20 protein-coding genes are annotated in these 19,613 nt (G+C 67.6%); 9 read left to right on the plus strand and 11 right to left on the minus strand.

Going from position 1 to position 19,613, the window contains the following annotated elements; translation table 11 throughout:
* Positions 1 to 146: 146 nt before the first annotated feature.
* The 5 genes from ACF3NP_RS09025 to ACF3NP_RS09045 form a co-directional block, all read right to left on the minus strand.
* Entirely contained in the window at positions 147 to 338 is a 192-nt protein-coding gene (locus tag ACF3NP_RS09025) for a helix-turn-helix domain-containing protein (RefSeq protein ID WP_034997092.1), read from the minus strand.
* A 177-nt stretch (positions 339 to 515) separates the two neighbouring features.
* The gene (gene proC, locus ACF3NP_RS09030) at positions 516 to 1,325 is read right to left on the minus strand and encodes a pyrroline-5-carboxylate reductase (protein WP_181889703.1); all 810 of its coding nucleotides are present in this window, start codon (positions 1,323 to 1,325) and stop codon (positions 516 to 518) included.
* A gap of 29 nt (positions 1,326 to 1,354) precedes the next feature.
* On the minus strand, positions 1,355 to 1,801 hold the full coding sequence (locus ACF3NP_RS09035; RefSeq protein ID WP_392398635.1) for a hypothetical protein: 447 nt from the start codon (positions 1,799 to 1,801) through the stop codon (positions 1,355 to 1,357).
* Positions 1,732 to 2,346, minus strand: a complete 615-nt coding sequence (locus ACF3NP_RS09040; RefSeq protein ID WP_392398636.1) for a hypothetical protein — start codon at positions 2,344 to 2,346, stop codon at positions 1,732 to 1,734. The genes ACF3NP_RS09035 and ACF3NP_RS09040 overlap by 70 nt, the downstream gene beginning before the upstream one ends.
* On the minus strand, positions 2,346 to 3,311 hold the full coding sequence (locus tag ACF3NP_RS09045; protein WP_239307410.1) for a Ppx/GppA family phosphatase: 966 nt from the start codon (positions 3,309 to 3,311) through the stop codon (positions 2,346 to 2,348). The genes ACF3NP_RS09040 and ACF3NP_RS09045 overlap by 1 nt, the downstream gene beginning before the upstream one ends.
* 33 nt (positions 3,312 to 3,344) lie before the next feature.
* On the opposite strand from ACF3NP_RS09045, the gene ACF3NP_RS09050 reads away from it, so the two are divergent.
* Complete coding sequence (locus tag ACF3NP_RS09050) at positions 3,345 to 4,259, plus strand: hypothetical protein (protein ID WP_181889700.1); 915 nt, start codon at positions 3,345 to 3,347, stop codon at positions 4,257 to 4,259.
* 6 nt (positions 4,260 to 4,265) lie between these two features.
* Here the strand turns inward: ACF3NP_RS09050 and ACF3NP_RS09055 are convergent, their stop codons facing one another.
* The 3 genes from ACF3NP_RS09055 to ACF3NP_RS09065 are packed head-to-tail and all read right to left on the minus strand — an operon-like array spanning position 4,266 to position 6,888.
* Positions 4,266 to 4,955, minus strand: a complete 690-nt coding sequence (locus ACF3NP_RS09055; protein WP_181889699.1) for a response regulator transcription factor — start codon at positions 4,953 to 4,955, stop codon at positions 4,266 to 4,268.
* 1 nt (position 4,956) lies between these two features.
* Complete coding sequence (locus ACF3NP_RS09060; protein ID WP_181889698.1) at positions 4,957 to 6,126, minus strand: ATP-binding protein; 1,170 nt, start codon at positions 6,124 to 6,126, stop codon at positions 4,957 to 4,959.
* Between the two features lie 15 nt (positions 6,127 to 6,141).
* Positions 6,142 to 6,888 (minus strand): phosphoglyceromutase, encoded by a 747-nt coding sequence (locus ACF3NP_RS09065; protein WP_181889697.1) that lies wholly within the window; start codon positions 6,886 to 6,888, stop codon positions 6,142 to 6,144.
* A 66-nt stretch (positions 6,889 to 6,954) separates the two neighbouring features.
* On the opposite strand from ACF3NP_RS09065, the gene ACF3NP_RS09070 reads away from it, so the two are divergent.
* Genes ACF3NP_RS09070 through ACF3NP_RS09080 form a run of 3 tightly spaced genes read left to right on the plus strand, consistent with a single transcriptional unit; the run spans position 6,955 to position 10,400 of the window.
* Positions 6,955 to 8,079 carry a chymotrypsin family serine protease gene (locus ACF3NP_RS09070; RefSeq protein WP_181889696.1) on the plus strand — a complete coding sequence of 375 codons (1,125 nt, stop codon included), beginning with the start codon at positions 6,955 to 6,957 and terminating at the stop codon, positions 8,077 to 8,079.
* Positions 8,080 to 8,131: 52 nt separating this feature from the next.
* On the plus strand, positions 8,132 to 9,244 hold the full coding sequence (locus ACF3NP_RS09075) for a chymotrypsin family serine protease (RefSeq protein ID WP_181889695.1): 1,113 nt from the start codon (positions 8,132 to 8,134) through the stop codon (positions 9,242 to 9,244).
* 58 nt (positions 9,245 to 9,302) lie between these two features.
* Positions 9,303 to 10,400, plus strand: coding sequence for a chymotrypsin family serine protease (locus tag ACF3NP_RS09080; RefSeq protein WP_181889694.1), 1,098 nt, complete (start codon positions 9,303 to 9,305; stop codon positions 10,398 to 10,400).
* On the opposite strand, the gene mshA is transcribed toward ACF3NP_RS09080, so the two are convergent.
* Positions 10,401 to 11,663: a D-inositol-3-phosphate glycosyltransferase gene (gene mshA, locus ACF3NP_RS09085; protein ID WP_181889693.1), complete on the minus strand. Its 1,263-nt coding sequence runs from the start codon at positions 11,661 to 11,663 to the stop codon at positions 10,401 to 10,403. It lies immediately after the preceding gene.
* A 148-nt stretch (positions 11,664 to 11,811) separates the two neighbouring features.
* The gene (locus tag ACF3NP_RS09090) at positions 11,812 to 12,798 is read right to left on the minus strand and encodes a MinD/ParA family ATP-binding protein (RefSeq protein WP_181889692.1); all 987 of its coding nucleotides are present in this window, start codon (positions 12,796 to 12,798) and stop codon (positions 11,812 to 11,814) included.
* Between the two features lie 143 nt (positions 12,799 to 12,941).
* Between ACF3NP_RS09090 and ACF3NP_RS09095 the strand changes: the two genes are divergently transcribed.
* Entirely contained in the window at positions 12,942 to 14,636 is a 1,695-nt protein-coding gene (locus ACF3NP_RS09095; RefSeq protein WP_181889691.1) for a long-chain-fatty-acid--CoA ligase, read from the plus strand.
* A 33-nt stretch (positions 14,637 to 14,669) separates the two neighbouring features.
* A complete protein-coding gene (locus ACF3NP_RS09100) occupies positions 14,670 to 16,406 on the plus strand; it encodes a long-chain-fatty-acid--CoA ligase (protein WP_181889690.1) in 1,737 nt (578 codons plus the stop codon).
* A 63-nt stretch (positions 16,407 to 16,469) separates the two neighbouring features.
* Here ACF3NP_RS09100 and ACF3NP_RS09105 read toward each other — a convergent pair whose 3' ends face one another.
* The gene (locus ACF3NP_RS09105) at positions 16,470 to 17,471 is read right to left on the minus strand and encodes a UDP-N-acetylmuramate dehydrogenase (RefSeq protein WP_338026644.1); all 1,002 of its coding nucleotides are present in this window, start codon (positions 17,469 to 17,471) and stop codon (positions 16,470 to 16,472) included.
* A gap of 24 nt (positions 17,472 to 17,495) precedes the next feature.
* On the opposite strand from ACF3NP_RS09105, the gene ACF3NP_RS09110 reads away from it, so the two are divergent.
* From ACF3NP_RS09110 to ACF3NP_RS09120, 3 genes are read left to right on the plus strand one after another with little or no spacing between them, the layout of a single operon-like run.
* The gene (locus tag ACF3NP_RS09110; protein ID WP_034997073.1) at positions 17,496 to 17,987 is read left to right on the plus strand and encodes a DUF2505 domain-containing protein; all 492 of its coding nucleotides are present in this window, start codon (positions 17,496 to 17,498) and stop codon (positions 17,985 to 17,987) included.
* Entirely contained in the window at positions 17,987 to 18,796 is an 810-nt protein-coding gene (locus tag ACF3NP_RS09115; RefSeq protein WP_181890040.1) for a class I SAM-dependent methyltransferase, read from the plus strand. Before ACF3NP_RS09110 ends, ACF3NP_RS09115 begins: the two co-directional genes overlap by 1 nt.
* Positions 18,797 to 18,806: 10 nt before the next feature.
* Positions 18,807 to 19,598, plus strand: a complete 792-nt coding sequence (locus tag ACF3NP_RS09120) for an LmeA family phospholipid-binding protein (RefSeq protein ID WP_181889689.1) — start codon at positions 18,807 to 18,809, stop codon at positions 19,596 to 19,598.
* Positions 19,599 to 19,613 lie beyond the last annotated feature (15 nt).

Below are 19,613 nucleotides of genomic sequence, written 5' to 3' on the forward strand. Positions count from 1 at the left end.
GTGGGAGGTGCACACTCCCACAGGAAGTGGCCGACCTGATCGTTCAAAGCATACCGGCAGGGCTTTTCAGGGCCAAAAACACCCGCCGCACCGGAAAACCGGTGCGGCGGGTGTGTTCTCGAGGTCCTGTAAATGAGACCCTTGGACTATCCCACGTCGTAGACGGAGGACTCCAGGTACTCGCTCACTGCCGTCTCGTTCACGCGGAAGGAGCGGCCCACGCGGACGGCGGGCAGCTCGCCGGAGTGAACGAGGCGGTAGACGGTCATCTTGGATACGCGCATGATCTCCGCGACCTCGGCAACCGTCAGGAACTTTCCTTTATCTTCGTTAACCACTAATTCATACCTCTCGGCACGCAAACGCGCTGCAGGCTTCCCCTCCCGCAGGACGAACACGCACGTGCTTGAACCACCCTAACGTGAAACCAGCGTCGAGTGCGACTTAAGTGGAAGAAAATTTTCAAAGTGCAGGCAGTGAACCCACAGAAACGGTTGTGAAAGTTGGGATTTGGGCTACTTGCCCAGCTCGTCCGAGCGCTCCGCGCAGATCTCGGTGGCGCGGTAGAACGCGCCGCGCAGGCCGGACTCCTCCAGCTCGCGGATTGCGCGCACCGTGGTGCCGGCCGGCGAGGAGACGTTCGCCCGCAGCTGCACGGGGCTGTCCCCGCCCTCGAGCATCGCGCCAGCGCCGGCGGCGGTAGCGCAGGCGAGCCGCTCGGCCAGGTCGCGCGGCAGGCCGAGGGACACGCCCGCGTCCACAAGCGCCTCAGCCACCAGGAAGAAGTACGCCGGGCCGGAACCGGAGATCGCGGTCACGGCATCCATCTGGGATTCGGCAACCTCCACGACCTGCCCCGCGGCGGACAGCAGCTCCACGACGGCTTCGCGCTGCTCGTCGCTGACGAAGCGTCCACAGGCGGCGGCGAGGACACCCTTGCCCACCAGCATCGGCGTATTCGGCATGACGCGCACGATCGGGGTGCCGGCGGCGGAGACGGCATCCTCCATCGCGGCGAGGGTCACGCCCGCTGCCATGGAGACCAGCACGGTGGCGGAGCCGGAGTCGGTGAGCTCCTCGCCGACCTCCGCGATGACGTCCAGGATCTGCGCGGGTTTGATGCACAGCAGCGCCACGTCCGCGTCGCGGACGGCCTCGCGGTTGTCGGAGGTGGTGCGCACCCCGTAGCGCTCCGCGAGCTCACCGCTTCTCGACGAGGACCGGTTCGTCGCCGTAATAGACCCCGGCTCCACCCCATTGGCAACGAGGCCCGAGATGAAAGCCTCGCCGATATTGCCTGCACCAATGACGGCGATGCGTTCCATGTCGCTCCTTTGAAAAGTCGTTGCGCGTTTTACAGCAGTGCCGGGCCGAAGGCCACCACCGCGGCAGCCAGGCCGGCGATGATCATGGTGACCTTGTCGCGGCTGCCAGCCATCGCACCGACGGCGGCGACCGCCGCTGCCACCGCGGCGACGCCGACGAGTACCGCCACAATCGCCATCGTGTTGGCCCACAGCCACTTGAACGCCAGGAAGCCCAGCACACCCAGCAGCACGCCGAAGAACACCAGCAGGACCAGCAGGATCGGGTTGACCGACGCCTCCTCGACCTCGTAGTCGGTGTCGTATTCGGCCTCAGGGGCGTCGAGGGAGTCCTCGCGCGCCTGCGGCTCCGGCGCGTCGACGGTGCGGATCTCGCCCGTGTCGTCCGACTGCGCGAGCTCTTGCTTTACGACGGGCTCCGCCTTGCCCTCGGGCTTAGCTTCGTCCTCGGGCTCAGCTTCGACCTTGCGCAGCACCGTCGTGTCGTCGCTGGCCGGCTGAACCTTCGTGGTGGTGGAAGCCGCGGGCGCCGGGCGGGCTTCTCTACAGGCTTGGATACCGGCTTCGACACAGGTGCAGTGGCCGGCTTTTCCACCGGCTTGGGAGCCTGCTCAGCCGGCTTGGCTGCCGGACGCAGTTTCACGGACTCCGCCTGCGCGGGCTTGTCAGCCAGCTTCGGCGCCACCTTCGTCTCGGCCTCTGGCACCGGCTTCGGAGCCACCTTCGACACCGGCTTCGGCTCGGTCTTCGACGCCGGCTTCTGCGCGGCCGGCGTCGGCTCAGGTTTCGGCGCCTGGGTGGGGGTCTTTTTGGGGGTATCCGAAGGTGCGTCGATAGGCACGCTGGAGTGCTTCACCTCCGTCGGCTTGGCCTCGACCTTCTTAAACGAGTCGGTCAGCTCGGCGACGGAAACGCCGCCGTCCTCGAGGCTGCGGCGGCGACGCGGGCGGCGCGCGCCGGACGGGTTTTCCTTTTCGGCGCGCGCGAGGAGCTCGGCAACTGTGAGCTGTTTGTCGGCCATTAGTTGTCGTCTCCTTTTTTGGCTTGAATCTCAGCGTCCAAAGACCCCTTGTCGATGCGCTTGAGAATCACACCTTCACGCAAGGCCCACGGGCAGATCTCTAACTTATCAACATTCAACGCACGCATCGCAGCTTCCGCCACCAGCGCACCTGCGACGATCTGGTGGGAGCGGTCCGAGTTGATGCCCTCGAGCTCCGCGCGGTCCGCCGCCGTCATGCGGGAAATGAACGCGATGAGCTGGCGCAGACCCGGCGCGGTAAGCGTGCGCTGCACGAACGGGCCGGCGGACGACGGCGCAGCACCCGTGAGGCGGGCCAGGGAACGGAACGTCTTGGACGTGCCCACGGCCAGACCGGTCTCCCCCATCGCCTTGAACTGCTCGGCAGGACCGGCGAGTTCCGCGTCGATGTAGTCGCGCAGCATGTTGATCTTCTTGCGCTCCGGCGGGTCGGTGTCGAACCACTCGTGGGTCAAGCGCCCCGCGCCCAGGTCCAGGGACACCGCCAGGTCCGGCATCTCCTCGGTGCCCGTGGAGATCTCCAGGGAGCCGCCGCCGATGTCGAAGTTGGTGATGCGGCCTGCGGACCAGCCGTGCCAGCGGCGCGCCGCCAAAAACGTCAGCCGCGCTTCCTCCTCGCCGGAGAGGATGTTCAGCTTCACGCCGGTCTTCTTCTCCACGCGCTTGAGCACGTCCGCGGAGTTGGTGGCCGAGCGGACCGCGGAGGTGGCGAACGCCACGAGCTCCTCGCACTTGAGGTTGTCCGCGAGGTCGGAGGCCTCCTGGACAGCGTCGACGAGCTTGTCCACGCCCTTGTCCTCGATATTGCCCTTTTTGTCCAGCAGCTCAACGAGACGCAGCGGCTGCTTCCAATCGCTCATCGGCGTCGGCCGGCTACCGCTGTACGCGTCGACCGCCACGAGATGGATCGTGTTGCTGCCGACATCTAATACACCTAATCGCACCACCCCAGGGTAACGGGTCTACCGTGTCCAGGTGTGAATCAACCAGCCCCGAAACCCGTTTTTCTCGGCTTCCCGGCGGACTCGCCAGCCGGCCGCTCCATCCTGGCGGGCCGCGAAACCCGCCCCGATTTCCCGCGCGAATGGTTCGAGTTCGTCCACCCGGACGACCCGAACCACATCTTCTCCATCGACCTGACCTGGGCGGAGGCCACCTGGTCCTGCCGCTTCGGCACCCCTGAGTGCCACGGCATCGACGAATCCAACCCGGCCGTGGGCTGCTGCATCCACGGCGCCTACATCGCGGACGAGGAAGACCGCGACACCGTCTACAACGCGGTGAAGGACATGCCGGCGAAGTACTGGCAGCTGCGGCCCGCAGAGACGGACGCCTACTTCGCGGCCAACGACCCGACGTGGCTCGAGCCGTGGCTGGAGTGGGACGAGGAAGAGGACGACAACGCGCTCGAGCCCGACCCCGACGACGAGGAGGCCGGCCCCCACATCAAAACCAAGGTCGTCGACGGCGCCTGCATCTTCGCCAACCGCCCCGGCCACCCCACCGGCGCGGGCTGCGCGTTCCACCAGTTCGCCATGGCGGAAGGGCGCAACATCGTGGGCACCAAACCGGAGGTGTGCTGGCAGGTGCCGTTTTCCCGCGAGGACGCCTGGGAGGAGCGCTCAGACGGCCAGGAGATTCTGCGCACCACCATCGGCGAGTACCACCGCCGTCAGTGGGGCGGCGGCGGAGAGGACTTCGACTGGTGGTGCACCTCCGCCCCCGCGTGCCACACCGGTGGCACGCCGATTTGGCAGTCGATGAAAGACGAGCTTGTCGCGCTGATCGGCGAAAAGCCGTACCGTGTCGTCGCCAAGCATTGCGAAAAGCGCGCCCAGCTTAGCGACGACCTCCGGGCCACCCACCCAGCAACCCAAGCCGCGCGCGAGTAGCCGCGCTTACGCTTCGAATTTGTAGCCCAGGCCGCGCACAGTGACGAGCTGGGTGGGTCGCGACGGCTGCGCCTCGATCTTCGTGCGCAGGCGCTTGACGTGCACGTCCAGGGTCTTGGTGTCGCCGACGTAATCGGCGCCCCAGATACGGTCGATCAGCTGGCCGCGCGTGAGCACCCGGCCCGCGTTGCGCAGCAGGTACTCCAGCAGGTCGAACTCTTTGAGCGGCATGGGCACCGGCTGGCCGTCCACAAGCACCGTGTGGCGCTCCACGTCCATGGTCACGCGGCCGCCCTGCAGCAGCTGCTCGTCGTCTTCCTCGACCACCTCGGTCTCCGGGCCGCGGCGCAGCACCGCGCGGATGCGGGCCACCAGCTCGCGGGTGGAGTACGGCTTAGTCACGTAATCGTCCGCGCCCAGCTCCAGGCCCACAACCTTGTCGATCTCGCTGTCGCGGGCGGTGACCATGATGATCGGCACCGAAGACTCGGCGCGCAGCTTCTTGCACACCTCCGTGCCGCTCATCCCCGGCAGCATCAGGTCCAGCAGCACCAGGTCGATGTCCTGGGAGGCGAACAGGTCCAGCCCCGCCTGCCCGTCTGCGGCCACAACCGCCTCGAAGCCTTCCTTGCGCAACAGGTAGGCCAAAGGGTCGGACAGCGATTCCTCGTCTTCAACGATGAGAATGGTCGTCACTTCACTCTTCCTTTTCTGCTCTGCCGGCGGCCTCGGGGTCATACAGGGGCAGCTCAATGGTGAACGTGGAGCCCGTCCCAGGCCTCGACCACAACGTAATGCTACCGCCATGGTTCGCCACCACGTGCTTCACGATGGCCAAACCCAGCCCCGTGCCGCCCGTGGAACGCGAGCGCGCCTTATCCACCCTGTAGAACCGCTCGAACACGCGCTTCTGGTCCTCCGGCGCGATGCCGATGCCGCGGTCCGTGACCCGGATCAGCACCACATTGTCGCGCACCGGCTTCTGTGTCACGCTCACCGGCTGCCCGCTCGGCGAATAGTTGATCGCGTTGGTGATCAGGTTGGACACCGCCACGGTGAGCATCGCCCGATCCCCCATCACCCGCAGCCCCAAACGCTGGCCGCGGGTGAGTTCAATGCCGTGGTTTTCAGCGGCGACCAGGTTGCGGGCAACCGCGTCGTCCACGATGTCGTCCACACGCACCGGCGCCATGTCCGGCAGCGCCTCCGCGCCCTGAAGCTTGGACAGGGAGATCAGATCCGTGATCATCTCCCCCATGCGGTGGGCCTCCTTGTGCAGCTTGGTGCCGAAGTAGTCCACCATCTCCGGGTCCGTCGGGTCCTGCAGCAGTGCCTCGGCAAGAAGCGCTATGCCTCCGACCGGGGTTTTCAGTTCGTGGGAGACGTTTGCCACGAAGTCGCGGCGCGCGTTTTCCATGCGCACGTTTTCAGACTCGTCAGAGCCGTACACGATGGCGTAGGAGTTGTCCGTCAGCATCAGCGGCGCAATCAGCGCGCGCACATTGCGGATGCGGCTGCCCGTGGTGCGCTGCGGCAAATCCAGGTCCAGCACCTGCTCTTCCTGCTGCTCAAGCACCTCTTCGGCCACCTCGAGCACACGCGGGTTGACGCTACCGTCGTGCACGATGGACATGTCGTGGGCGCGCGCGTTGGACAGCATCACGTTGCCGGCGCGGTTGATGACAGCGATTCCGGTCGGCGAGCCCTGCGTAACCAGGTGAAGGACCTGGCTCACTGCGGCTGCGGTGTCGTCCTGCCCGCCGTCATCCGCCCGGTTGCGGGCGCGCCAACGAAGCGCCCGCTGGCCGAGCAGCACAGCGGGCACGGTCAGCGCGGCGCCGATGAAAAAAGCGAGAATCGGCGTCACGGTGTGATTCGAGGCTTACTTCTGCCCCTGGTTCGCCACAGCAGCGGCGCCAGCCTCAGCGGCCTCCGGGTCCAGGTAGGTGCCGCCCGGGTTGAGCACCTTGCCGTTTTCATCGATCTCGTACACCAGCGGCATGCCAGTGGGGATGTTCAGCCCGGCGATCTCCTCGTCGGAGATGTTGTCCAGGTACTTCACCAGCGCGCGCAGCGAGTTGCCGTGCGCGGCGACCATCACGTTCTTACCTGCCATGGCGTGCGGCGCGATGACGTCGATGTAGTACGGCAGGAAGCGCTCCACCACGTCCTTGAGGCACTCGGTGCGCGGCACCTCAGGCAGGAAGGCGTAGCGCGGGTCGTTGGTCTGCGCGTACTCGTTGTCCGTGTCAATCTCCGGCGGCGGGGTGTCGTAGGAGCGGCGCCACTGCATGAACTGCTCCTCGCCAAACTCCTCGCGAATCTCCGCCTTGTTCAGGCCCTGGAGCTTGCCGTAGTGGCGCTCGTTGAGGCGCCAGCTGCGCTCCACCGGGATCCAGTGGCGGTCAGCCGCGTTCAGCGAGATGTTCGCAGTGCGGATCGCGCGGCGCAGCAGCGAAGTGAACAGGATGTCCGGCAGGACACCCTTTTCTTCCATGAGCTTGCCGGCGTTGACGGCTTCGGCCTCGCCCTGTTCGGTCAGGTCCACATCGACCCAGCCGGTGAACTGGTTCGACTTGTTCCACTCGCTCTGCCCGTGGCGAACGAGAATCAGCTTTCCGTTACCCATGCCTTCAAGCATGCCACGGATGGGCGAAACTGTCGGGGGTTTGTCGGGGGTTTAGAGTCTAAAGGCATGTTTTCACCCCGCTCCGCTTCCGCCCTCGCCGCCAGCCTCGCCGCCGCCTGCGTCGCCCTCGCCTCCCCCGCCGCGCCCACCGCCGCCGCGGCAGCCCCCGCGCTCGCCGCTCCCGGCGCGCCGATCGCCATGCTCGACGAAGGCTCCGATTCCTTCGTCCACACCGCGCGGTGCAGCCAGGGCCCGGTTGGTACCGTGCGCACCCCGGACGGTGAGACGAAGCAGGTGATGGTCACTGCGGCGCACTGCATGGAGTCCAAGAGCAAGACTGTCCGCCCGGTCGTGTTCGCGCCGCTGCGCGAAGGCGGGAAGGTGGCCTACCCGCGGGTGGGGGACGTCGATAGGCAACGCACCCCGTTTGAGCTGGGCAACGGCGAGTTGATGGACTTCTACCGCATCATCGACGAGCCCGATTGGGTCACGGTGCGTCTCGCTCCCGGCGTGGAGGCGTCAGGCGCGTCGTCGTCGGTGGATCAGAAGGGCCGCGGCCCGTCCGCGCCGGCGACGATCACGGGGGTGAAGGACTACCGCAACCTGCGCGGCGACGAGCTGATCAGCTTCGACAACGCCGGCCAACCCATTTGCAAGGACGGGATGCGCACCGGCCGCTCGTGCGGCGTGCAGATGTTCCGCACCCAGAACTTCGTGTGGCACTTCGGCGTGGGTTACGAGTCGGGCGATTCCGGCGGCATCAACTACGACCCGCGCACCGGCGAGGCTGTGGGGCTGAGCATCATCGGCTTCGGCCCGTTCGGCAACTCGCAGCAGGTGGATCGCGCACTTGAGGACGCCTACGGCATCCCCGACGGCCAGGTCAACGAGGCGTTCACCCCGGCGGCCCCTGCCCCGCGCGCCGACTTCGCGCCGCTGTACGAGGAGGTCGCGAATTTCTCGCCCAACAATGCACCGCAGCTTGTCGACGGCCCCCAGCCACGCGAGCTGCTCGACCGCGCCGTCATGGGCGCGCAGGCGGACGCGGCGCGGTTCAGCGCGGAAGCCGCGCAGCTGCCGCAGGCTGAGGATCCAGTCGCGGCGGCGCAAGACCTCGCCGGCCGCGCGAACGCGGCGGCGCAGCAGCACGCGGGCGATGTGCGCGGCGCCGTCGACGCGTTCCTGCGCTAGATCACACCGCTGACCACCTGAAACGCGGGCGCGGCGGATTTACACTGGAGGTATGAAAACCCCTGCGTCTCTCGCCGCCGCAGCGCTGTTGTTGTCCCTGGCGGCGCCGCTAACCACATTCACGGCACAGGCCGCGGAGCCTGCGCTCGCCGCCCCTGGCGCCCCCTTCCGCGTCCCCGCCGTCAACCCGCCCGCGCAGGCGGCCACGCCGTGGGGTGAGCGGCTCAACGTGCCCCCGGAGCTCTACACCGTCACCTGCTCTCAGGGCCCGTCCGGCACCGTCGCCACCCCGACGGGCCCGCAGCGTGTGATGCTCACCGCCTCGCATTGCGTGAACCGGATCCCGGGCATGCCTGAGCCGTCATCGACAATCAACGTGCCAATCGGCGACGGCTACACCCGCATCGGCACCCGCGGCCCGAATAGCGGGCCCACCACTGAGACCCACTCGCTCGCCGATCTGCCCGCAGCGCTCACGGAACCCGACTGGGCGTTCGTGCGTATCGACGACTCCGCCACCGCCACGGACCTCTCCCACTCCCGCGACGCCGCCGGCGGTTCTGCGGGTGCCCCTGTGCAGCTCACCGGCATCCGCGACTACCGCACGCTTCGCCCCGGCGAGTACTCGGTGGACAACTTCGGCCAACCGATCTGCAAAGACGGCGCCACCACCGGACGGTCCTGCGGAAGGCAGATCGCCCGCGGCCGCGACACCGTCTACAGCGTCGGCGTCGCGGCGGAAATGGGCGATTCGGGCGGGGTGAACTTCGACCCGCGTGACGGCGCCGTCATCGGCACCTCCCATGGCGTGATCGGGCCGCTGTTCGTCTCCCAGGCCGCGGACCGCGCGCTCGAGGACGCCTACGGCATCCCCGACGGCCAGGTCAACCAGGCGTTCCAGATCGCAGGCACCGCCCCGCGCGCGGAGTTCACCACCAGTGGCGCGGAACGCGAACGCATCGACCGGGCCACGCGCGAGCTCAACCCCGGGTACGTCCCGCCGAACCCGAAGACGGAGCTGCGCCGCGCCGTAAACGAGGCGGGCCAAGCCGCCCACGAAACCGCGCGCCGGGCGCTGCGTGGCGGGGTGGACGCTGGTGAGGTTCAGCGGCTCGTCGAAAAGCATGGCAACGATATCGCCCTATGGGCCGGGTTTGCACGTTAAGGTAATTCTCATGCGATTCAGCCTTCGAACACCAGCAACAGCACTTGCAGCAGCCAGCATGCTCGCACTTCAGGCCCTCCCCGCGCCGGCGGAAGCCGCGCCCGCGCTCGTCGCACCCGGCGCGCCGATGCGAGGGTTCCCCCAGGACCCGCCGAAAACAATCGACCTGCCCAACGGCCAGAAACTGACCATGCCGCGCGACGGCTGGGCCGGCACCTGCTCCCAAGGCCCCAACGGCACCCTGCACCTGCCTGGCGAGGAACCGCAGCGTGTGATGCTCACTGTCTCCCATTGCGTGAACACCATGCCCGGCTTCCCGGAGGTGAAAAACGAGTTCTACGCCCCCGTGGGCACCGAGTACAAGCGCTTCGGCGAGCGCGTGGCGTCCAACCACGTCACCCCGGAAGCCATGAACCTGAGCGACCCGATGCAGTCCATCCGCACTGCCGACTGGGGCGTGGTGCGCATCGACGACGGCGTGACCGAAACCGGCCTGTCCCACTCCCGCGACTTCAACGGCGGCGTGCAGGGCGAACCGGTGAAGATCACGCATGTGCGCGACTTCCGCACGCTTGCTCCGGGTGAGGTCTCGGTCGACAACTTCGGCCAGCCCATCTGCAAGGACGGCGCCACCACGGGCCGCACCTGCGCCAAGCAGATCGGCCGCACAAGAAACGGCATCTACAGCTGGGGGCTGAACTACGTGCAGGGCGACTCCGGCGGCGTGAACTTCGACCCCCGCGACGGCGCCGCCATCGGCGTGTCCTCCATGACGCTCGGGCCGCTCGGCAAGGCGCAGCCGGTGGACCGCATAATCGAGGACGCCTACGGCATCCCCGACGGCCACGTCAACGAAGTGTTCACCCCCACCGACTCCACCGCGCCGCGCGAGAACTTCACCACCTCCGGCGATGAGGAAGAACGCGTCGCGGCCGAAATCAAGCGCCTTAACCCCGACTTCAAGCAGCCGGTGCCTCGCGACGAGCTCCGCAAGGCCGTCGACAACGCCCAGCAGGAAGCCGCCGGCCTGGCGCAGAAGGCCTCGCAGGGCCAGTTCGACCCGGCGGAGATCAACCGCGCCATCGGATACCACTCCGACCGCATCGGCTACTGGGGCGGGGCATCCCTCGGCGAGGAGATCGGCAAGCGCCTCTAGCTACATCCCGCCGGCGTCTCGGGTGGCCTCGCCCGGGACGTAGCCGGACAGGGTGTCGGTGTAGACCTCTATCAGTTTGTCCGCCGAGGCGGCCCAGCTGAACGCTTTTGCGTGGCTGACGGCCTGTTCGCCCATGTGGATGCGCGTGGGATCGTCGATAAGCAATTGCTCCAGTGCTTGCGCCCACGCCTCCGTGCCGTGGCCGTTGACGAGCAGGCCCGTCTGACCGTCCGCGACCGCGAGCGGGAGGCCCCCGACGCGCGCCGCGACGACAGGAGTGCCCGCGGCCTGCGCCTCCACCGCCACGAGCCCGAAACTTTCGTTGTAGCTGGGCACGGCGACGATGTCCGCGGCCTGGTAGATGCTCACCAGCTCCTCCGGCGGCCGCGGCCCGAGGAAACGGGTGCAGCCGCCAATGCCTTCCGACACCGCAAGCTCGCGGTAGCGCTCCACCGACGAGCCCGCGCCGCTCGCGCCGCCGCAAATGATCACGCGCAACGGGCCGTCGACCCGGCCGCGGCGCACCACCTCGCCCATCGCCTGGATCAGCACCTGCGGGCCCTTGAAATCCTGCAGACGGCCCACAAACGCCACCACCTTCGCGTGCAGCGGAATGCCCAGGTGGCGGCGCGCAAGCTCCGTGTTGCGGTTCGTGCCGGGGGTGAACAGCTCCGTGTCCGCACCCGGGCTGACCACGGAAATTTTCGCCGGGTCCACGTCGTAGAAGCGGGCGAGCTCGCTCGTCTCGTCCTCGGTGTTGACCACTAAGACCTCGGCGTTGTCCACCAACTGCTGCTCGCAGATGCGGCGCGCCTCCGACTCGGAAGCGTCCGTGGCGTAGGCGTTTTTCACCGCTGCCCAGGTGTGCCCGGTGTGCACCAGCGGGATGCCGGCCAGATCCGCCAACAGCCACCCCACCTGGCCGGAGAGCCAGTAGTGGGAGTGGATCAGGTCGTAGTTTTCGTCGTTCGTGCGGGCGAACTGCACCACCCCGCCGGAAAAGGCGGCGAGCTGGGTGGGCAAGTCGTCTTTCTCCAGCCCCTCGTAGGGCCCGGCCACCACGTTGATAACCCGGTAGCCGGGCTCCACCTCCACCACCTCGCCCTGGCTGGGGCGGGTCGCGCGGGTAAACACGTCCACCGTGGTGCCCTTGCGGGCCAGCTGGGTGGCGGTGTTGTGGACGTAGACGTTCATGCCGCCGGCATCACCCGTCCCCGGCTGCTCGAGCGGGGAGGTGTGCATGGAAATCATGGCGACGCGCATGCGGGCAAGACTAGCGCACACGGGTTTCACCTAGGTTCCTGACAGATCACGGCGGCCGTTTGCGCCGACCTGGACAGATAGGGCCCGGCTGACAGATTCGGCCGCGAAGTGTCTGGGTCGCGGTTGAGGTGAGCCAGAACCGCGCCCGTCAGAGCGCGGCGTGGCGGTGCCAGGAGCCGAAGTCCGCGGCGACCGTGGCCGCGAGGTGCTGGTAGGCCTTCAACGTCGCTGGGGAGACGCGCTCCAGGTCCACCACGGCGCCTTCGGCGAGGTGGCGGTCGTACGGGATGGTGTGCACCGCGCGGGCACGGGAGGCGAAGTGGTCGGCGACTTTGCCCATGTCGATGGTCGGCTTGCCCGGCGCGGAGGCGGAGATGACCACCACGGCGTTGGCGGCGAGCTGGTCGTAGCCGTGCAAGTTCAGCCAGTCCAGGGTGGCGGAGGCGGACTGGGCCCCGTCGAGCGCCGGCGAGGTCACCAGCACCAGCGCGTTGGCCAGATCGAGCACGCCGGCCATGGCGGAGTGCATCAGGCCTGTGCCGCAGTCGGTGAGGATGACGTTGTAGTGGTGCTGCAGGATGTCGATGGCGCGGCGGTAGTCGTCCTCAGAGAACGCCTCGCTGACGGCCGGGTCGCGCTCGGAGCCGATGACTTCCAGGCGCGAGGATGCCTGGTTGGTGTAGGCGCGCACCTGGGGGTAGCGCTCCGTGCCCGGCGCCTGCAGCAGGTCGCGGATGGTCGCCGGCGGCGCGGTGGCAGCGCGCTGGGCCAGGGTGCCCAGGTCCGGGTTGGCGTCGATGGCGATGACGCGGTCGCCGCGGGTCTGCGCGAACACGCCGCCGAGCGCGACCGTGGTGGTGGTTTTGCCCACGCCGCCTTTCAGGCTCATCACGGCGATGCGGTAGTCGCCGCGCAGGGGTGCCCGGATGGCGTCGAAAAGCTGCTGCTGCTCCAGCTCCCGCCGGGAGCCTCCCGGGTTGATGCGGCCGCGCGTGGCGGAGTGGATGAGTTTGCGCCAGCCCTGCTTGGGCGGCGCCTTCACCGGGTCCACCAGGTTGGACTGGTCCAGCACTGCGGGCGGTGTGAGCTCAAACCCGGCATCGGTGTCGATGGACGGCTCGAAATAGGTAGTCATGGTTTCCCCCAATTCCCCCTCGAATGGTTTCGCGCCACAGCCTAGAGCAAACCCGCCCACCCTGCAGCGCAACAAACTTACCGCAACGTAGGTTACACTTGTCGCCAACTTGTTTTGCCCAACTAACAACAAGGAGGATTTCCGTGGGAGCCTTTGACACCAAAGCCTGGATCGACCACTACGCCGAGTGGACCGACCCCAACCCCGACATCGGGACGGACACCCTGGTCAGCTGGTTCAACCAGGCGGTGGCCATGCAGCCGAAGAGCACCGCCACCTGGTTCATGGGCAAAACGCTTACCTACAGCCAGCTCAACGAGCAGGTCGCCCGCGCCGCCGCAGCACTAACGCAACTCGGCGTGCGCCGCGGAGACCGCGTGGCCGTCGCGCTGCCGAATTGCCCGCAGCACGTCATCGCCGTCACCGCCATCCTGCGCCTCGGTGCGACCGTGGTGGAGCACAACCCGCTCTACACCGCGGCAGAACTGCAGCCGCAATTCGAAGACCACGGGGCGCGGGTAGCGATTGTCTTTGACAGGGTGGCGGAGACGTTTTCGTCGTTAAGCAAAAGCACCCAGCTTGAGACCGTGGTGGCAGTGAACATGCTCGAGGAAACCCCGCTGCACCTGCGCGCGGCGCTCGCGCTGCCCATTCCGCCGGTGACCAAGCTGCGCGCCGAGCTGACCAAACCCGCCCCCGGCGCGATGCCGTGGCGCGAGTTCATGCGCCAGCGCTCCCGCTCCGTGCACTTCCCGCAGATCACTCAGGACGCCACCGCGTTCATCCTTTACACCTCCGGCACCTCGGGCAGGCCCAAGGGCGCGCCGCTGACGCACGGCAACATCATCGCGGTGCTCAAGGCCGGCATGGAGTGGATGGAGGATTGGGGCGCGGTGCGCGAGAAGGTCCTCGGCGTGCTGCCAATGTTCCACATCTACGGCCTCGCGCTGAACTACGCGCTGCCGCTGAGCATCGGCGCGGAAATGGTGCTTGTGCCGGCGCCGAAACCGAAGCTCTACCAGGCCGCGATCACCAAAACGCGCCCCACAGTGCTGCCGGGCGTGCCCACCCTCTACGACAAGATTGTCGAGTGGGCGGTGGAAACCAACGCGGACCTGTCGTCCATCCACACCTCCGTCTCCGGCGCGTCCACCCTGCCCGTGGAAACCATCGAGCGCTGGGAAAACGCCACCGGCGGGCGCCTGATCGAGGGCTACGGGCTGACCGAAACCGCCCCGATCCTGGCCGGCAACCCCCTCGACGGCACGCGGCGGCCCGGCTACATCGGCCTGCCGTTTCCCAACACCGAGATCCGCATCGCCGACCCCGACGACCCGTCGCGCACCATGCCCGACGGCGAACCCGGCGAGCTGCTCGCGCGCGGGCCCCAGGTCTTTTCCGGCTACCTCAACAGCCCCGAAGCCAACGAGCGCGCGTTCCACGACGGCTGGTTCCGCACCGGCGACATGGCGGTGATGGAGCCGGACGGCTGGATCAAACTGGTCGCGCGCATCAAGGAAATGATCATCACCGGCGGCTTCAACGTCTACCCCGACGAGGTCGAAGGCGTGATGCGCAACCACCCGGACATCGAGGACATCGCAGTCGTGGGCCGCCCGCGCCCGGACGGCTCCGAGGATGTCGTCGCCTGCATCACGCTTATCGACGGCTCCGCCCTCGACCCCGACGGCCTCAAGGCCTACGCCCGGCAGCGCTTGACCCGCTACAAGGTCCCGCGCGACTTCTACCACTTTGACCAGCTCAACAGGGACCAGACCGGCAAGATCAGGCGGAGGGAAGTGCGCGACACGCTACTGCAGTTGCTTACGCAACCGTAGGTTACGGGCGGCAAAGCGCGTAGGGTGGTGCGCATGGCTCTCACCCCATCCAACGTCAACGACGTCAAACCCTGGCTGCAGTACTACCCCGAGTGGACCGCGCACTCGCTGGAATACGGCGAGAAAACTCTGGGCGAGCTGTACAAAGACAACCTTGCAAAGAACGTCTCCCGGATCGCCACCCGCTTCTTCGGCCGCACCCAAACCTTCGGCGAGCTCGACCGCGAAGTGCGCCGCGCCGCCGCCGGGCTGAAAGCATTCGGCGTGCGACCCGGCGACCGCGTCGCCATCATGCTGCCCAACTGCCCCCAGCACGTCGCCGCCTTCTTCGCCGTGCAGATGATCGGCGGCGTGGTGGTGGAGCACAACCCCCTCTACACCGCCCACGAGCTGCGCCCCCAGTTCATCGACCACGGCGCCCGCGTCGCCATCGCCTGGGACAAAGCCGCCGACACGCTGGAGAAACTGCGCGCGGACACCGCGCTGGAAACCGTGGTCAGCGTCAACATGACCAAGGCCATGCCGCGCGCCCAGCAGCTCGCCCTGCGCATCCCGCTGCCCAAGATCCTGGAGGCCCGTGGAGCGCTCACCGCCACCAGCAAGAACACCTCCCTGCACACGGTGCCCTGGGAGTCGCTGACCAGCTCCGCCATCGGGGGTCTAGGTGCAGACCTGAAAACGCCCGAGGACGTCACCGCGGATTCGCCCGCCGTGATCCTCTACACCTCCGGCACCACCGGCACCCCAAAGGGCGCGGCGCTGTCGCACCGCAACCTCATCGCCAACCCGCTGCAGGGCCAGGCCTGGGTCAAGGAGCTGCAGGAAGGCAACCAGCGCATGCTGGCCACCCTGCCGTTCTTCCACGCCTACGGCCTGACGTTCTCGCTGACGCTGACCATGCTGGTCGGCTCCGAGCTCGTGCTCCTGCCCGCGCCGAAGATGGACCTGATCATGAAGGCCATCCGCATCACCCCGCCCACCTTCGTCCCGGGCGTGCCCACCGTCTTTGAGCGCATCGTGAAAACGGCGAAGAAGAAAAACGCCGACCTTTCCGACATCAAGATCGGCTTCTCCGGCGCATCCTCGCTGCCCGCCGACGTCATCGAGGAATGGGAGCGCGCCACCGGCGGCCACCTCGTCGAGGGCTACGGGCTCACCGAAACCTCCCCCATCATCGTGGGCAACCCCGAATCCGGCGACCGCCGCCCCGGCTACATCGGCATCCCCTTCCCCGACACGCAGATCCGCATCGTCAACCCCGACAACCCGGACGAGGACATGCCGTTCGGCGAGGCCGGCGAAATCCTGGCCAAGGGCCCCCAGGTCTTCTCCGGCTACTTCAACAACCCGGAGGCCACCGAAAAGGTCTTCCACGACGGCTGGTTCCGCACCGGCGACATGGGGATCATGGAGGAAGACGGCTTTATCAAGCTGGTCTCCCGCATCAAGGAGCTCATCATCACCGGCGGCTTCAACGTCTACCCGGCCGAGGTCGAGGAAGTCATCCGCACCCACCCGGACGTCGCTGATGTCGCGGTCGTGGGCCGCCCGCGCGCCGACGGTTCCGAGGATGTCGTCGCATGCATCGTGCTTAACGACGGCTCCGCCCTCGACCCCGACGGCCTCAAAGACTTCGCCCGCGAGCGCCTCACCCGCTACAAGGTCCCGCGCACGTTCTACCACTTCGACGAGCTGGCGAAGGACCAGATGGGCAAGATCCGCCGCCGCGAGGTGCGCGACGACCTGCTGTCCAAGCTCGCCGAGCGCTAGCGCTTCAGCGGCGCGGCCGCGGCGGAGGCGGGGCTGGAGCACGGAGCGGGCTGGGCCCGACGCCTAGAGGCCGACCCAGACGGGCTCGGGGTGCAGCTCCACCCCGAAGGCGTCGCGGACCTGGGCCTGCACGCGGCGGGCGAGCTCGACGATGTCGGCGGCGCTGGCGTTGCCGCGGTTGGTCAGGGCGAGGGTGTGCTTGGTGGACAGGCGCGCCGGGGCATCCTCGCCGGGGAAGCCGCGGTGGCAGCCGGCGCGCTCGATGAGCCAGGCCGCCGACAGCTTCTCCTTGCCGTCGCCGGCGACGAAGCGCGGCATCGCCTCCTCCCCGACTTGGGCGGCGATGTCGTCGGCAAGCGCGGACGGCACCACGGGGTTGGTAAAAAACGAGCCGGCGGACCACGTGTCGTGGTCTTCCGCGTCCAGCACCATGCCCTTTGCCCGGCGCGTCTCCAGCACGGACTCGCGGGCCTCGGCCAGCGGCACGCGCGCCCCGCCCAGGTGGCGCAAGGGGATGGACTCGTCGGTGCGCTCGAGCTGCAGCTCGATCTCCAGCACCACGGCCCGCGAGGTGAACTTCAGGTTGGAGTACCGGTACGCCAGCTTCAACGAGGACGCAGGCACCCACTCGTCCACGCCCGTCTCGCGGTTCCACAGCCGTACGCGGGTGAGCACGTCGGCGATCTCCGCGCCGTAGGCTCCCACGTTCTGCACCGGGGTCGCCCCGGCGGAGCCAGGGATGCCGGACAGGGCCTCGATGCCGCCGAGTCCGTGCTCCACCGCGTAGGCGACAACTGCGTCCCATTCGGTGCCGGCTTGGGCGCGCAACCGGAGGTCGTCGATAAGCGAGATGCCCTCGTTGCGCACAAGCACCGCCGCGAGGTCGAGATCACCGTCCGCGACGACCAGGTTGGAGCCGCCGCCGACGACCAGCAGCGGGGTGCCGTCGCGGTCGAGCTTGGCCACGGTTTCGGCGAGCTCGTCGGCACTATGGCACTCGTAGGCCGCGGCCGGGGTACCGCCGACGCGCAGCGTGGTCAGGGAGGCGAATGATGGGGCAATCACGTCCACAACGGTAGTCTGTGAGCCATGACTGCACGTAGTGAGATCACTGTGACCATCAACCAGCCGATCGAGAAGGTCGCGCAGGCCTACAGCACCCGCGAATACTGGGAGTTCATCGCCGAGAAACTTTCCCCGGAGCCGGGCGAGCTCAACGAGTTCGCGGACAACACCGCCACCCTGTTTGAGATCCTGCCCAAGTCCATCCTCCCGGAGGCCGCGCAGGCCATGGTCTCCCAGGACCTGAAGCTCAAGCGCGTGGTTACCGTCGGCGAGCTGGACGGCGACACCGCCAAGCACACCATGACCGGCGACGTGAAGGGCACCCCGGTGGACCTGGGCGCCGAGTACACCGCCACCCGCGACGGCGACAACACCAAGCTGGACTACGAACTCGAGGCGAAGGTGAACATCCCGTTCATGGGTGCCGCGCTGGAGCCGAAGGTGGCCGACGCGCTCGAGGAAATCGTGGAAAACGAGGCGAAGCTGACCGAACAGTGGATTAGCGAGAACCTCTAATTCCCCACTACCACAACCTGCGCGCCACCCCGGGTGCCGCCGGCAAGCCCTACGGGGTGATCACCCGCGGCACCACCGGGGTGAATCGTTTGCGCAGGTCAGACCGCTGGACCCGCTTTAACCCGCGGGTCCAGTCCCTTTTGCGCTCCGCCGCCGCGCCGCTGGCGGTGGACGTGGGCTACGGCGCGTCGCACACCACCACCGTGGAGTGGGCCGGGTGGCTACGCCAAATCCGCCCCGACATCGAGGTCGTGGGGCTGGAGATCAACCCGGAGCGCGTCCTGCCGCCTCGCGACGGCGTCCGCTTCGAACTCGGCGGCTTCGAACTCGCCGGCTACCGCCCCCACCTCGTGCGCGCGTTCAACGTGCTGCGTCAATACGACGTAGACCAGGTCCCGGACGTGTGGCGCACGGTGTGCGCGGGGCTCGCCCCCGGCGGCCTCTTCATCGAGGGCACCTGCGACGAGCTGGGGCGGCGCTGCGCATGGCTGCTTCTCGACGCCTCCGGTCCCCGCACGCTGACCTTGTCCTGGGCCCCCTTCCACACCGTCAAGCCCTCGGACGTGGCGGAGCGGCTGCCCAAGGCGCTGATCCACCGCAACGTGCCGGGCGAGCCGATCCACCAGTTCCTGGTTGATGCGGACGCGGCCTGGGAGCGCGCCAGCGGCTGGGACCCGCACGGCCCGCGCGTGCGGTGGCGCCACGCGCTGGAAGACCTGGCCCGGGACTGGCCGGTGCACCCCCAGCGGCGCCGCCTGGCGGACAACTTTGTCACTGTGGATTGGCTGGCAGTCGCTCCTGCTTCGTAAACTGGCCCGCATGAAAACTGCGTGGAGAGTTGTCCTATCGATCATCGTGGCGGTGCTGCTGCTGTTCATCGTGGCGGAGGCAGGCATCCGGGCGTTCGTCGCCCACCAGGTCACCTCCCAGGCCCCGGAGGGCACGTCCGTGTCCTTCGGCGCCAGCCCCGTGACCATCGGCCTGCTCGGCGGCAAGTTCCCCCACATGACGGTGGACCAGCAGTCCGACCTCCAGATCAACGGCGACCAGATCACCGGCAACCCGGCGTCCGTGGTGGACATGGACAACGTGCGCCTCAACAACGGCGAACCCGTGGCTGAGTCCGTGCGCCTGACCACGGAGCTGCCCAACGACTTCGTGCGCGCCATGCTGAACCAGCAGATCCAGGATCAGATCGGCGACAACTTCCTCGCCAACGTGATCACCGTTTCCGACGTGGTGTCCAACGAGGACGCCGGCACGTTCTCCATCGTGTTCACCTCAGGCGCGGCGGGGATTGAGCTGCAGCCGGAGATGCGGGACGGCCAGCTGACGTTCAAGGCCCGCAGCACCGAGTTGTTCGGCTTCGCCCTGCCTGGCGACGTCGCCGACGCCATCAGCTCCGCCATGTCCCAGGGTGTCGCGCAAGAGGCCACCGGCGGGATGAGCGTGGAAGACTTCACGGTCATCCCCGGTGGCCTCCGGGTCACGGTTTCGGGCGAGAACGTCAACTTCAAGGAGCTGCAGGACATGCAGCAGTCCCAGCAGCTGCCGGGCCAGCCGGAGCAGGCGCTCCAGCAGCCCCAGCAACCCGAGTCGCAGCCGGCGTAACCGCCGCTGCGGCGC

It is taken from the genome of Corynebacterium lehmanniae (assembly GCF_043161975.1).
GTDB lineage: Bacteria > Actinomycetota > Actinomycetes > Mycobacteriales > Mycobacteriaceae > Corynebacterium > Corynebacterium lehmanniae.

Bases quoted from the DNA above. Each gene is read 5' to 3' on its own strand.
- proC (WP_181889703.1), bottom strand. From the start codon at position 1,325: ATGGAACGCATCGCCGTCATTGGTGCAGGCAATATCGGCGAGGCTTTC.
- ACF3NP_RS09040 (WP_392398636.1), bottom strand. From the start codon at position 2,346: ATGGCCGACAAACAGCTCACAGTTGCCGAGCTCCTCGCGCGCGCCGAA.
- ACF3NP_RS09065 (WP_181889697.1), bottom strand. From the start codon at position 6,888: ATGGGTAACGGAAAGCTGATTCTCGTTCGCCACGGGCAGAGCGAGTGG.
- ACF3NP_RS09070 (WP_181889696.1), top strand. From the start codon at position 6,955: ATGTTTTCACCCCGCTCCGCTTCCGCCCTCGCCGCCAGCCTCGCCGCC.
- ACF3NP_RS09075 (WP_181889695.1), top strand. From the start codon at position 8,132: ATGAAAACCCCTGCGTCTCTCGCCGCCGCAGCGCTGTTGTTGTCCCTG.
- ACF3NP_RS09080 (WP_181889694.1), top strand. From the start codon at position 9,303: ATGCTCGCACTTCAGGCCCTCCCCGCGCCGGCGGAAGCCGCGCCCGCG.
- mshA (WP_181889693.1), bottom strand. From the start codon at position 11,663: ATGCGCGTCGCCATGATTTCCATGCACACCTCCCCGCTCGAGCAGCCG.
- ACF3NP_RS09090 (WP_181889692.1), bottom strand. From the start codon at position 12,798: ATGACTACCTATTTCGAGCCGTCCATCGACACCGATGCCGGGTTTGAG.
- ACF3NP_RS09100 (WP_181889690.1), top strand. From the start codon at position 14,670: ATGGCTCTCACCCCATCCAACGTCAACGACGTCAAACCCTGGCTGCAG.
- ACF3NP_RS09110 (WP_034997073.1), top strand. From the start codon at position 17,496: ATGACTGCACGTAGTGAGATCACTGTGACCATCAACCAGCCGATCGAG.
- ACF3NP_RS09120 (WP_181889689.1), top strand. From the start codon at position 18,807: ATGAAAACTGCGTGGAGAGTTGTCCTATCGATCATCGTGGCGGTGCTG.